The sequence below is a fragment of the Streptomyces sp. NPDC005706 genome (genome assembly GCF_040631045.1).
Classification (GTDB): Bacteria; Actinomycetota; Actinomycetes; order Streptomycetales; family Streptomycetaceae; genus Streptomyces.
In genome coordinates, this window is record NZ_JBEXYS010000005.1 from 222,969 (window position 1) to 235,706 (window position 12,738).

The window sequence follows — 12,738 nt, forward strand, 5'->3', positions numbered from 1 at the left end:
CTCAATCTCCCTTCGCGGCCTCGAACAGCTCCGCCCGCGGGTCCTCGCCCGCGGTCGCCTCGCGATACGCCTCGAGCGCGTCACGAGCCTTCCCCGACAGGTCCTTCGGGACACTCACCTCGACGGTGACCAGAAGGTCGCCCCGGGTGCCGTCCTTGCGGACCGCGCCCTTGCCCCGGGCACGCATGGTGCGGCCGTTCGGGGTGCCGGGCGGCAGTTTCAGGGTGACCGGAGGGCCGCCGAGGGTCGGGACCCGCACCTCGCCGCCGAGGGCCGCCTCCGGATACGTCACCGGCACGGTGACGGTGAGATTGTCGTCCTTGCGCCCGAACACCGGGTGCTCGCCGACGTGCACGACGACGTAGAGGTCGCCCGCCGGTCCGCCCCGCTCGCCGGGCGCCCCCTTGCCGCGCAGCCGGATCCGCTGCCCGTCCGTCACTCCGGCCGGGATGCGGACCTGCATGGTGCGCGAGGACTTGGCACGTCCGCTGCCCTTGCACTCCAGGCAGGGGTGCTCGGCGATCAGGCCGCGGCCCTTGCAGTCGGGGCAGGGATCGGTGAGCGAGAACCCGCCGCCCGAGCCCCGGGCGACCTGCCCGGTGCCGACGCAGGTCGGGCACACGCGCGGCGTGCCGTTCTTGTCGCCGGTGCCCGAACAGGCCTTGCAGGGCGCCTGGGAGGACATCCGCAGCGGCACCGTGGCGCCCTCGATGGCCTCCGTGAAGCTCAGCGTCACCTCGGTGTCGATGTCCTGGCCGCGCCGCGGCTGGGTCCGGGTCGTGCCCGTGCCGCCGCGGTTGAACAGGCCACCGAAGACGTCGCCGAGCCCGCCGCCGAAGCCGCCCGAACTCTGCGGGTTGCCCCCGAAGAGGTCACCGAGGTCGAAGTTGAAGTTGCCGCCGCCGGCGCCCGGCCCGGGGCGGAAGCCGCCGTTGCCGAACAGGGCGCGCGCCTCGTCGTACTCCTTGCGCTTCTTCGGATCGCCGAGGACGTCGTTCGCCTCGGAGATCTCCTTGAACCGCTCCTCGGCCTTGACGTTTCCCTTGTTGGCGTCCGGGTGGAACTCGCGGGCGAGCTTCCGGTACGCCTTCTTGATCTCGGCCTCGGTGGCGTCCTTGGGGACGCCGAGGACCTTGTAGTAGTCCTTCTCGATGAAGTCCTTGGTACTCATCCCCGACGTCCCTCCTTCCTGTCCACGGTGATTACGTCAGCCCTCCTCCGGGCCACCGTTCTCCTTGTCGTCCGCCGCGTCCGCCTCGGTGTTCTCCTCGGCGCCCTCGGCCTTGACGGTCTGCGCGCCGGGCTGCGGTTCGGCGACGGCCACCCGCGCGGGGCGGATGGTGCGCTCGCCGATGCGATACCCGGGCTGCAGAATGGCCACGCACGTCGTCTCGGTGACGTCCGGCGCGTAGCTGTGCATCAGGGCCTCGTGGATCGTCGGGTCGAAGGGCTCGCCCTCCTTGCCGAACTGCTGCAGGCCCATCTTGGCCGCGACGGTCTCCAGCGACTCGGCCACCGACTTGAAGCCGCCGACCAGTTCGCCGTGTTCCCGTGCCCGGCCGATGTCGTCGAGCACGGGCAGGAGCTCGGTCAGGAGGTTCGCGACGGCGATCTCCCGGACCGCGACCCGGTCGCGTTCGACGCGGCGGCGGTAGTTCTGGTACTCGGCCTGCAGGCGCTGGAGGTCCAGCGTGCGCTCGTTCAGTGCCGTGCGCACCTGGTCCAGCTGTGCCACCAGGCCGGCGTCTGCGGTTGCGTCCCCGGCCGGGGCCGCCCCCTCCTCGGGGGCGGCCTTCGGCTCGGCGTCGTCGGGGGTGGCGCCGGAGGGGACGTCGGGCTTCTCCTCGAAGCCCGGGGTCTCCTCCGTCACGCGGCACCGTCCTTGCGCTCGTCGTCGACGATCTCGGCGTCCACGACGTCGTCGTCCGCCTTGGCCTCACCCTCGGGCGCGCCACCGGCGGCCTGGGCGGCCTGGGCGTCGGCGTACATGGCCTGACCCAGCTTCTGCGAGACGGCCGCGACCTTCTCGGTGGCCGTGCGGATCTCGGTGGTGTCCTCGCCCTTGAGCTTCTCCTTCAGCTCGGCGACGGCCTCCTCGACCTCGGTCTTGACCTCGCCCGGGACCTTGTCCTCGTTGTCCTTGAGGAACTTCTCGGTCTGGTAGACGAGCTGCTCGCCCTGGTTGCGGGTCTCGGCGGCCTCGCGGCGGGCGTGGTCCTCCTCCGCGTACTTCTCGGCCTCCTGGCGCATCCGGTCGACCTCGTCCTTCGGCAGCGAGGAGCCGCCGGTGACGGTCATCTTCTGCTCCTTGCCCGTGCCGAGGTCCTTCGCGGTCACGTGCATGATGCCGTTGGCGTCGATGTCGAAGGCGACCTCGATCTGCGGGACACCACGCGGGGCCGGCGGCAGACCGGTCAGCTCGAACATCCCGAGCTTCTTGTTGTACGCCGCGATCTCGCGCTCGCCCTGGTAGACCTGGATCTGCACGGAGGGCTGGTTGTCCTCGGCGGTGGTGAAGATCTCGGACCGCTTGGTCGGGATCGTCGTGTTCCGCTCGATGAGCTTCGTCATGATGCCGCCCTTGGTCTCGATACCGAGGGACAGCGGGGTCACGTCGAGGAGCAGGACGTCCTTGACCTCACCCTTGAGGACACCGGCCTGGAGGGCGGCGCCGATGGCGACGACCTCGTCCGGGTTCACGCCCTTGTTGGCCTCGTTGCCACCGGTCAGCTCCTTGACGAGCTCGGCGACGGCCGGCATACGGGTGGAGCCGCCGACGAGGACGACGTGGTCGATCTCGCCGAGCTGGATGCCCGCGTCCTTGATGACGTTGTGGAACGGCGTCTTGCAGCGCTCCAGCAGGTCCGCGGTCAGCTGCTGGAACTGGGCGCGGGTGAGCTTCTCGTCCAGGTGCAGCGGGCCCTCGGCGGACGCGGTGATGTAGGGCAGGTTGATCGAGGTCTCGGTGGACGAGGACAGCTCGATCTTCGCCTTCTCGGCGGCCTCGCGCAGACGCTGCAGCGCCATCTTGTCCTTGGCGAGGTCCACGCCGTGGCCGGCCTTGAACTGCTGCACCAGGTAGTCGACGACACGCTGGTCCCAGTCGTCACCACCGAGGTGGTTGTCACCGTTGGTGGCCTTCACCTCGACGACGCCGTCGCCGATCTCCAGGAGGGACACGTCGAAGGTGCCGCCACCGAGGTCGAAGACGAGGATCGTCTGGTCGTCCTTGTCGAGGCCGTAGGCGAGCGCCGCCGCGGTGGGCTCGTTGACGATGCGCAGGACGTTCAGACCGGCGATCTCGCCGGCCTCCTTCGTCGCCTGGCGCTCGGAGTCGTTGAAGTAGGCCGGGACGGTGATGACCGCGTCCGTGACCTTCTCGCCCAGGTAGGACTCGGCGTCCCGCTTCAGCTTCTGCAGGATGAAGGCGGAGATCTGCTGCGGGTTGAAGTCCTTCCCGTCGAGCTGGATCTTCCAGTCGGTGCCCATGTGGCGCTTGACGGACCGGATGGTCCGGTCCACGTTCGTGACCGCCTGGCGCTTGGCCACCTCGCCGACGAGCACTTCACCGTTCTTCGCGAAGGCGACGACGGACGGCGTGGTCCTGGCACCCTCGGCGTTGGTGATGACGGTGGGCTCGCCGCCCTCCAGAACGCTGACGACGGAGTTAGTCGTGCCCAGGTCGATGCCGACCGCACGTGCCATGGTTGATTCCTCCAGCTGACTTGAGTGGAACAGGCTCAAGTGTGCATGAGCGGGCCCGCGCGGTCAACAGACCTGAGTCAACAGGACTCAACTCTTATCCGTTCCTTACACGCAACCGCCCGCTGACCTGCGTCGATACCGTCCGCCGGGGCGGCTGGACAGGGATGCGAAGGAGTACGACGACGGCGAAGACCACCCCGCCGACCACCCACAGCACCGCCCCGTCCCCGGTCCACCCCGTGTGCACGAGCACCCCCACGAGCACGGAGGAAAAAGACCCGGCACCCAGCAGCACGACCGCCCCCGGCGGGGTCGGCCCGAGCCGTCGCAGCCGGTGAGCCAGATGGTCCGGGCCCCGCCTGAGCAGCGGGCGGCGGGAGGTGAGCCGGGCGAGGACGACCAGCAGGAAGTCCGCGGCGGCCACGGCGCTCAGGCTGAACACCACACCCGCGCTCTGCTCGAGCCCGTACCCCGCGCGCGTGAAGACAACGGCCGAGGAGAGCAGGAATCCGGTGAAGAGCGATCCGCAGGCCCCGAGCCCCACGCGCGCGGGATGCCAGTTGTGCATCAGGAAGCCGGTCAGCGCGGCGGCGAACACACTGAGCAGCACCGCGAGCCCGTCCATCAGCTCCGCCGCGGCGCAGACCCCCGCCCCGAAGGCGGTGACCACCCCCACGGTCCCGGCCAGCCCGTCGGCGTGGTCGAGCCCCTTGAAGGCGAGGGTGGCGAAGACGATCCAGCCCACGGCCAGGAGGCCGCCCCAGGCGCCCGTCTCGTCGTACGGCACCACACAGGCCGCCGCCACGGCCGCGCCGGCGACCACCACCCGCGCGCGCAGCCGCCACACGTCGGCGACCAGCCCCAGTAAGGCGATCCCGGCGGCGACGGCCAGCAGCCGGCCGACCCCGTCCCCGAACGGCGCGACCCCGAGCCACTCCCCCGCCCAGGCGACCAGGCAGGTGACGGCCACGACGGCCACTCCGCCGAGCACCGGAAGGGGCCGCTGCCGCCGCCGGTCCACGATTCCCGCGCGCAGCGCGGGCATCCGGAGCAGCGCCGCGAGCACGGCGGTGAGGAGGAGGGCGGCGCAGGCCGCGGCGATCCCGTAGAGCACGGCTCTAAGTTAGGCGCGAAAGTAGCAATTCGGTACGAATAACACGATCAGATTGCCACTCGGCTGAGGCACACCTCAGCGATCCAGATCACCTCGCGCCTGGCTACAGTGCGAGTAAAGATGCGGGTAGTCTCGAACGGACTGCATAAGTTACCGCTTAGTAATTTCCCTCGCAGGCCCGAGGAGCCCCGAAATGCAACTCGCCGCGATCATCGTGTCGCTGGTTCTGATCGTGGTCGGCGTGGCCCTGTTCGCCCGCGCCCTCCTGCAGATCTACAACTTCATGCGGCTCGGCCAGAACGTGCCCGCGGGCACCCGAACCGACGAGCCCGGCCGGCGCACCGTCACCGTGGTCAGGGAGTTCCTCGGCCACACCCGGATGAACCGCTGGGGCATCGTCGGTGTCGCGCACTGGTTCGTGGCGGTCGGTTTCTTCTCGCTGCTGCTGACGATCGTCAACGCCATCGGCCAGCTGTTCCAGGCCGACTGGATCCTGCCGGTCATCGGCGACTGGGCGCCGTACAACGTCTTCGTCGAGTTCATCGGCACGATGACGGTGCTCGGCATCCTCGCCCTGATCGTCATCCGGCAGCTCAGCCACCCGCGCAAGCCGGGCCGCAAGTCCCGCTTCGCCGGCTCCAACTTCGGCCAGGCGTACTTCGTCGAGGCCGTCATCCTCATCGTCGGCGTCTGCATCTTCATGCTGCACGCGCTGGAGGGCGCCCAGCACCACGTGGACGGCTACGAGGCCTCGTTCTTCATCTCGTACCCGGTCGTCCACTGGCTCGAGGGCATGGACGTCTCCACGCTCCAGAACCTCACCTACTTCTTCGCGGGCCTGAAGATCGCGACGTCCTTCATCTGGATGATCACCGTCGCCCTGAAGACCGACATGGGCGTGGCCTGGCACCGCTTCCTCGCCTTCCCGAACATCTGGTTCAAGCGCAACGCCGACGGCGGGACCTCCCTCGGCGCCCTGCTCCCGATGACCTCCGGCGGCGAGCCGATCAACTTCGAGGACCCGGGCGAGGACGACGTCTTCGGCGTGTCCCAGGTCGAGCAGTTCTCCTGGAAGGGCCTGCTGGACTTCTCCACCTGCACCGAGTGCGGCCGCTGCCAGTCGCAGTGCCCCGCCTGGAACACCGGCAAGCCGCTCTCCCCGAAGCTGCTGATCATGTCGCTGCGGGACCACGCGCACGCCAAGGCGCCGTACCTGCTGGCCGGCGGCGGCAAGACCATGGAGGGCGAGGAGAAGGCCTCCGAGGAGCAGCTCAAGGACGTGCCCGCCGCCGCTCTCGCGGAGGCCGAGCGCCCGCTGATCGGCACCGCCGAGGAGAACGGCGTCATCGACCCCGACGTCCTGTGGTCCTGCACCACCTGCGGCGCCTGCGTCGAGCAGTGCCCCGTCGACATCGAGCACGTCGACCACATCGTCGACATGCGCCGCTACCAGGTCATGATCGAGTCGGCGTTCCCGTCCGAGGCGGGCACGATGCTCAAGAACCTGGAGAAGAAGGGCAACCCCTGGGGCCTGGCCAAGAAGCAGCGCCTGGAGTGGCTCAAGGAGCTCGACTTCGAGGTCCCGGTCGTCGGCAAGGACATCGAGGACCTCACCGAGGTCGAGTACCTCTACTGGGTCGGCTGCGCCGGCGCCCTGGAGGACCGCGCCAAGAAGACCACCAAGGCCTTCGCCGAGCTGCTGCACATCGCGGGCGTGAAGTTCGCGATCATGGGCGGCGACGAGAAGTGCACCGGTGACTCCGCCCGCCGCCTGGGCAACGAGCCCCTGTTCCAGGAGCTCGGCATGGAGAACGTCATGGCCCTGAACACGGCGTTCGGCGAGGAGCTGGACGACGACGGCAAGGTCACGGCGGAGTCCAGGAAGCCGAAGTCGGCGAAGCGGATCGTCGCCACCTGCCCGCACTGCCTCAACACCCTCGGCAACGAGTACCCGCAGCTCGGCGGCGACTACGAGGTCATCCACCACACCCAGCTGCTCCAGCACCTGGTGGACGAGGGCAAGCTCGTCCCGGTCACCCCGGTCGAGGGCATCATCACCTACCACGACCCGTGCTACCTGGGCCGCCACAACAAGATCTACACGCCCCCGCGCGAGATCATCGGCAAGGTCCCGGGCCTGCGCAACGAGGAGATGCACCGCCACAAGGAGCGCGGCTTCTGCTGCGGCGCCGGCGGCGCCCGGATGTGGATGGAGGAGCGGATCGGCAAGCGCATCAACAACGAGCGCGTCGACGAGGCCCTCTCCCTCAACCCGGACATCGTCTCCACCGCCTGCCCGTTCTGCCTGGTCATGCTGACCGACTCGGTCAACGGCAAGAAGAACGACGGCAAGGCCAAGGAGTCCATCCAGGTCGTGGACGTCGCCCAGCTGCTCCTCGACTCCGTCAGGACGCCGGTCGACCCGGCGGGCGAGGCGGAGACGGAGAGCGAGCCGGAGCCCGAGCCGGTGAAGTGACCACCCGCTGAACAGCCCACGGCGCCCCGCGGACCGCACGGCGGTCCGGGGGGCGCCGTGGTGTCCGCGGACCGCCGCGGCCGCACCGCCGTGGCCGATCCGCCACCCCGCCCCTCACCCCGCCTCTCGAACGCGTGCATGATTGCGAGGTTGTCGTCGGAGAGCCGGGAGAGGTGCGCGGTGCGCGTGCGCAGACGTGGGATCGGTACCGCGGCCACCGCCGTCCTCTGCGGCACCCTGCTCCTCGCCGCCTGCGGCCCGGGCGGCGCCGACGGCGGGACCGGGCCCACACCCGCCCGGATCGCCGACGCCCCCGCCGAACGCCCCGTCCCGCACGGTGAGGGGAGCGACGTCCCCGACGACTTCAACGGCGACGGCCACCGCGACCTCGTCCTCGACGACCTCGTCAAGGAGGACAGCCACGCCGACGACGCGGGCATCGGGATCGTCTACGGCGGCCCGCGCGGACTCACGCCCGGCGCACGGCAACTGCTCACCCCGAGGAAGCAGGCAGCCCCCACGAAGGGACGGCCCCCGGCCGTCTTCGACGCGGAGGAGGGCTGCGACCTGGACGGCGACGGCTTCACCGACCTGATCGTCTCCACCGACCCGCCCTACGACGGCCAGGGCCGGCCCCCGGTGCCGCTGCAGGTGCTGTTCGGCTCTCCCGCCGGACTGACCGGCCGCGCCGTCGAGCTCACCGTCCCGGCCCGCGCCCGCTTCGGCAACGACTGGCCGGACCAGCCGGTCTGCGGCGACTTCGACGGGGACGGCAGGAAGGACCTGGTGCTGCACGCGTCCGGGGGCAGGCTGTCGTACCTGCGCGGCCCGTTCAGCCGGACCGGCGCCCCGCACGCGGCCGGCGCGCCGGTCCCCTCCCCCGGCGAGGTACCCGCCGGCCCCGCGGCCGACGTCGACGGCGACGGCTACGACGACCTCGTGGTCCGCGCCACCGAGGGCACCGGCACCGCCGCGGTCGTCCTCGGCGGCCCGGCCGGCCCCGTCCGCACCGGCACCCGCCTGCCCGCCGGCGTCGACGTGGCCCTCGGCCGCTTCGGCCGCGGCAAGGCGCTGGACGCGGCGGTCGGCGGCACGGCGGAAACGTCCCTGCGCTACGACCTCCCGGCCCCCGCGGCCCGGGTGGCCCTCGCCGTGCCCGGCTCGATGCTGGACGCCGCGGACTTCGACGGCGACGGCCGCGACGAACTCGTCTCAAGCGGCTCCCGGCTGCGTGTCCTGCGGGCGGGCACGGCCGGGCTGTCCGGAAAGGACGCGGTCACCCTCGCGCCGCCCGGGCCCGGCACCACCCGGGTCCTCACGGCCGGCGACTTCGACGGGGACGGACGGGCCGACCTGGTCGTGCGGACGCACCGGGGCGGGACGAAGGACACCGTCGCCGTGTACCGGGGCTCGGTGAAGGACCTGCTCGACCGCGAGCCCGCGGTGACCTTCTCCAGCTCGGAGTTCCTGGCGATGTGATCCGGGCCGGCGCGGTTCCCCGGCGGCCCCGGAAAGTGACAGGGCTCACGCACAACCCTTGCGCCCCGAGGCAGGTCTCCTCTGCGCCGAACGCTCCGTGAACCGCGGGACAACCCGCGGCGAACCCGGACGGTCCGCACCCCATCGACTGCGGATGCCCGCCAGGCGTCCCCCGCATGCAGCAGGAGAAACCCGCATGCACAAGCCTCTGCGACTCGCCCTCGCGACGGCCACCGCCGCCGCGCTGACGGGCGGGCTGCTCACGTTCTCGGCCGTGACCGCCACGGCCGCGGACTCCACCGTCGTCCCGCAGGCCGACTTCAACAACGACGGGATCGGCGACACGGCCTTCTCCGCGGACGGCGCGTACGTCAGCGGCAAGAAGGGCGCCGGCCAGCTCGTCGTGCTCTACGGCTCCAAGAGCGGCGTCTCGTCCGCCAAGCGCTCCACGATCAGCCAGAACACCGCCGGCAATCCCGGCTCCGCCGAGACCGGCGACCACTTCGGCTCCGAGACCGCGTACGCCGACTTCAACAACGACGGCTACGACGACCTCGCCGTCGGCACCCCCGGCGAGGACGTCGGCGGTGACACCGACGGAGGCGGCGTCGCCATCCTGTGGGGCTCCGCCGCCGGCATCACCGGCAAGGGCGTCTCGGTCGCCGACCCGGCCCCCTCCGCACACGACTACTGGGGCAAGAACCTCGCCGCCGGCGACTTCGACGGCGACGGCCGGGCCGACCTGGCCGTCGGCAGCTCCACCGCCACCATCTACGTCCTCAAGGGCGGCTTCAACACCTCCGGCACCCCCGGCGGCAAGTACACGGTCAAGCCCCCGATCATGGGCACCGACGCGAACGGCCCGCTCAACCTGACCGCCGGCGACATCAACAACAGCGGCCAGACCGACCTGGTGGTCGACGGTTTCGAGACCGGCACCGCCGACGGCTGGAACCGCAACTACTACATTCCGGGCGGGGCGAGCGGCCTCCACATGTCCGAGGCCATGCCCCTGAAGCCGGGCGTGATCACCGCGATCGGCGACATCAACGGCGACCACTACGGGGACATCGTCAGCGGCGCCTACTGGAACACCACCACGGAGACCGGCACGGCCGTCCCGGACTCCGGCAAGGGCGGCAAGGTCTGGGTGACCTACGGCTCCGACGGCGGCCCCTCCAACGCCACCGGCATCACCCAGGACACGGGCAACGTCCCCGGCACCGCAGAGGGCAACGACTTCTTCGGCTACGAGCTCGACCTCGGAGACGTCAACGGCGACGGCTTCCTCGACCTCGCGATCGGCGTGGCCGGCGAGAACATCGGCAGCGCCGCCAACACGGGTACGGTCACCGTCCTCTACGGCACCCCGGACGGCCTGAACACCAACTCCGGCGCCCAGTCCTTCGCCCAGTCCACGGCGGGCGTGCCCGGCAGCGACGAGGACGACGACTACTTCGGGCAGGACGTCAAGCTCGACGACGTCACCGGCGACGGCAGGGCCGACCTGATCGTGGGCTCCAGGGAGAACGCCGACAACGGCGCGGTGACCTACCTTCCCTCCAACGGCACCAAGATCTCCACGACCGGCTCGCGCGCGATCGCCCCGAGCACCTCGGGCGTCTCGACCACGGGCACGCCGTTCTTCGGATCCAACTTCGCCGACTGACCGACCCTGACGGTCCCTTAGGGGATGTCACAGGTCGGCCGCAAAGCCGGGCCCGGACGCCCGGGCCCGGCACGTCGGTCCCCGGGACCAGGTACGTTCGATGACGTGGCTGGATTCAGGAGCGGACGTGGGGGCCGAGACAACCGCACCCCCCAAGGACAGCAGGCGCCGCAGGGACCGTCGTACGGACAGGGGCGGCCCGGCGGGCCCTCGCAGGGGCGGCAGGGACCGCCGCACGGACGGGCCGCGGGCCCCTCGTACGGCTATCCGGCGGCACCGCAGCCGCCGTACCCGCAGCAGGGGCAGCCGTACGGGTACCCGGGGCCGGCCGGCGACGGTCCGGAGTACTTCGGCGACGGCGGCCACCCGGGCGCCGGACCCGGCGGATACGACCCGTACGCGGCGAACAACCCGGGCCACACCCAGGCGTTCTCGGTCGACGAGGCCGCCGGCTACACCCAGGGCTCGACCTACCACGCCGGCGCGGCCGCGCCGTCCGGCCCGATCGGCCCGCCCCTGCACTGGAAGGAACTGCTGAAGGGCGTCGTCCTCGCCCCGAACCGGACGTTCCTGCGGATGCGGGACTACACGATGTGGGCCCCGGCCCTGATCGTCACCTTCCTCTACGGCCTGCTCGCCGTCTTCGGCTTCGACGGGGCCCGCGCGGACGCGATCAACGCGACGCTGTCCAACGCGATCCCGATCGTCCTGGTCACCGCGGTGGCGATGGTGCTGAGCGCCTTCGTCCTGGGCGTGGTGACCCACACCCTGGCCCGCCAGCTCGGCGGCAACGGCGCCTGGCAGCCCACGGTCGGCCTGTCCATGCTGATCACGTCCCTGACGGACACCCCACGCCTGGTCTTCGCCATGTTCTTCGGCGGTGACGCCGGCTTCGTCCAGCTGCTCGGCTGGGCCACCTGGATCGGCGCGGGCGCCCTGCTCACCCTGATGGTGTCCCGCTCGCACGACCTGCCCTGGCCGAAGGCGCTGGCCGCGTCCGCCATCCAGCTGATCGCACTGCTGTCGATCGTGAAGCTGGGCACGTTCTAGCCGGCCCGTCCGCTTCCGGAAGGCCCCCGCGCGGTCCCCCGCCGGGGGCCTTTCGCGCGCACCCGGCGCATTTCCCCGGTGAGGCTGTCCGGGGGAAAAGAGAGGCACCGCAGCGTGCCCGGTGATCGTTCGCCGCCCGCCGTGGCCATCCTGTCCACCGAAGCCAGGAATTCGGCATCAGGGACGACGAAAGGTTGGTCGAGTGAAGTTCGCCAAGCGATGTGCCGCGGTCAGCGCCGCTGTGACGGCGGCGGTTCTCTTCAGCGCCGGCGGCGCCCAGGCAGACGGTGTCGGGGACGCCCTTCCGCTGTTGCGCAACGTGACACTCCTGCAGATCTCCTACCCCTCGATGGACCAGGTCCGGACGGGCGACGCCGCCACCAGGGCGCTGAAGGCCGCCAAGGACGACGACCCGGGCACGATCACCGTCAACTGCAACCAGCAGCAGCAACAGCAGCAACAGCAGGCCGCCGCGGACCCCGCCGCCGCCAAGGCGCTGAAGACCACCAAGGCCACCAAGAACGCCAAGGCCACCAAATCCACCAAGTCCACCAAGTCCACCAAGGCCCTGAAGACGGTCAAGAAGGACGACGGGAACACGGTCACCATCGACTGCAACCAGCAGCAGCAACAGCAACAGCAGCAGGCCGGGCAGTGACGACGGCGCTCTGACGGCACGGTCCGGCGCCCGGCGGCACGAGCCCCCGGGCGCCGGACCGTTCACCGGTGTCCTAGAGGGCGTCCTTGGACGGCGTGATCGGCACACCGGCCTTCCGGACCGGAGGCAGCACGGACCACGGGAAGTTGATCCAGTCCTCGGTCCGCCTCCAGACGTACTCGCACTTCACCAGGGAGTGGGACTTCTCATAGATCACCGCGGAGCGCACCTCGGCGACGGTGTCGAGGCAGAAGTCGCGCACCAACTTGAGCGTCTTGCCGGTGTCCGCGACGTCGTCGGTGATCAGCACCTTCTTGTCGGAGAAGTCGATCACGTTCGGCACGGGCGCGAGCATGACGGGCATCTCGAGCGTGGTGCCGACGCCGGTGTAGAACTCGACGTTGACCAGGTGGATGTTCTTGCAGTCGAGGGCGTAGGCCAGCCCGCCCGCCACGAACACCCCGCCCCGCGCGATGCTCAGCACGATGTCGGGCTCGTACCCGTCGTCCGCGATGGTCTGCGCCAGCTCGCGGATCGCGGTGCCGAACCGCTCGTAGGTCAGATTCTCCCGCGCTTCGCTCATGTCG

10 protein-coding genes are annotated in these 12,738 nt (G+C 70.5%); 5 read left to right on the plus strand and 5 right to left on the minus strand.

The features are described from left to right. Position 1: 1 nt before the first annotated feature. From dnaJ to ABZ478_RS12305, 4 genes are all read right to left on the minus strand, one after another. Positions 2 to 1,171 (minus strand): molecular chaperone DnaJ, encoded by a 1,170-nt coding sequence (dnaJ, locus tag ABZ478_RS12290; RefSeq protein WP_359547929.1) that lies wholly within the window; start codon positions 1,169 to 1,171, stop codon positions 2 to 4. A gap of 36 nt (positions 1,172 to 1,207) precedes the next feature. Beyond that, positions 1,208 to 1,870: a nucleotide exchange factor GrpE gene (grpE, locus tag ABZ478_RS12295; RefSeq protein ID WP_358933098.1), complete on the minus strand. Its 663-nt coding sequence runs from the start codon at positions 1,868 to 1,870 to the stop codon at positions 1,208 to 1,210. After that, positions 1,867 to 3,705, minus strand: coding sequence for a molecular chaperone DnaK (gene dnaK, locus ABZ478_RS12300; RefSeq protein WP_359547931.1), 1,839 nt, complete (start codon positions 3,703 to 3,705; stop codon positions 1,867 to 1,869). The genes grpE and dnaK overlap by 4 nt, the downstream gene beginning before the upstream one ends. A 94-nt stretch (positions 3,706 to 3,799) precedes the next feature. Beyond that, positions 3,800 to 4,819 carry an MraY family glycosyltransferase gene (locus ABZ478_RS12305; RefSeq protein ID WP_359547933.1) on the minus strand — a complete coding sequence of 340 codons (1,020 nt, stop codon included), beginning with the start codon at positions 4,817 to 4,819 and terminating at the stop codon, positions 3,800 to 3,802. Positions 4,820 to 5,012: 193 nt separating this feature from the next. Between ABZ478_RS12305 and ABZ478_RS12310 the strand changes: the two genes are divergently transcribed. From ABZ478_RS12310 to ABZ478_RS12330, 5 genes are all read left to right on the plus strand, one after another. Continuing rightward, positions 5,013 to 7,295, plus strand: coding sequence for a (Fe-S)-binding protein (locus ABZ478_RS12310; protein ID WP_359547936.1), 2,283 nt, complete (start codon positions 5,013 to 5,015; stop codon positions 7,293 to 7,295). 180 nt (positions 7,296 to 7,475) lie between these two features. Next, positions 7,476 to 8,774, plus strand: coding sequence for a VCBS repeat-containing protein (locus tag ABZ478_RS12315; RefSeq protein WP_359547939.1), 1,299 nt, complete (start codon positions 7,476 to 7,478; stop codon positions 8,772 to 8,774). A 196-nt stretch (positions 8,775 to 8,970) separates the two neighbouring features. After that, complete coding sequence (locus ABZ478_RS12320) at positions 8,971 to 10,443, plus strand: FG-GAP and VCBS repeat-containing protein (RefSeq protein ID WP_359547941.1); 1,473 nt, start codon at positions 8,971 to 8,973, stop codon at positions 10,441 to 10,443. A 24-nt stretch (positions 10,444 to 10,467) separates the two neighbouring features. Then, the gene (locus ABZ478_RS12325) at positions 10,468 to 11,493 is read left to right on the plus strand and encodes a Yip1 family protein (protein WP_359547944.1); all 1,026 of its coding nucleotides are present in this window, start codon (positions 10,468 to 10,470) and stop codon (positions 11,491 to 11,493) included. A 202-nt stretch (positions 11,494 to 11,695) separates the two neighbouring features. After that, the gene (locus tag ABZ478_RS12330) at positions 11,696 to 12,151 is read left to right on the plus strand and encodes a hypothetical protein (RefSeq protein WP_359547946.1); all 456 of its coding nucleotides are present in this window, start codon (positions 11,696 to 11,698) and stop codon (positions 12,149 to 12,151) included. 73 nt (positions 12,152 to 12,224) lie between these two features. Here the strand turns inward: ABZ478_RS12330 and ABZ478_RS12335 are convergent, their stop codons facing one another. Beyond that, on the minus strand, positions 12,225 to 12,734 hold the full coding sequence (locus ABZ478_RS12335) for a phosphoribosyltransferase (protein ID WP_359547949.1): 510 nt from the start codon (positions 12,732 to 12,734) through the stop codon (positions 12,225 to 12,227). Between the last annotated feature and the right edge of the window lie 4 nt (positions 12,735 to 12,738).

Excerpts from the sequence above, each read along its gene's own strand:
- ABZ478_RS12320 (WP_359547941.1), top strand. The coding sequence starts at position 8,971 with ATGCACAAGCCTCTGCGACTCGCCCTCGCGACGGCCACCGCCGCCGCG.
- dnaK (WP_359547931.1), bottom strand. The coding sequence starts at position 3,705 with ATGGCACGTGCGGTCGGCATCGACCTGGGCACGACTAACTCCGTCGTC.
- ABZ478_RS12335 (WP_359547949.1), bottom strand. The coding sequence starts at position 12,734 with ATGAGCGAAGCGCGGGAGAATCTGACCTACGAGCGGTTCGGCACCGCG.
- ABZ478_RS12310 (WP_359547936.1), top strand. The coding sequence starts at position 5,013 with ATGCAACTCGCCGCGATCATCGTGTCGCTGGTTCTGATCGTGGTCGGC.
- dnaJ (WP_359547929.1), bottom strand. The coding sequence starts at position 1,171 with ATGAGTACCAAGGACTTCATCGAGAAGGACTACTACAAGGTCCTCGGC.
- ABZ478_RS12325 (WP_359547944.1), top strand. The coding sequence starts at position 10,468 with ATGTCACAGGTCGGCCGCAAAGCCGGGCCCGGACGCCCGGGCCCGGCA.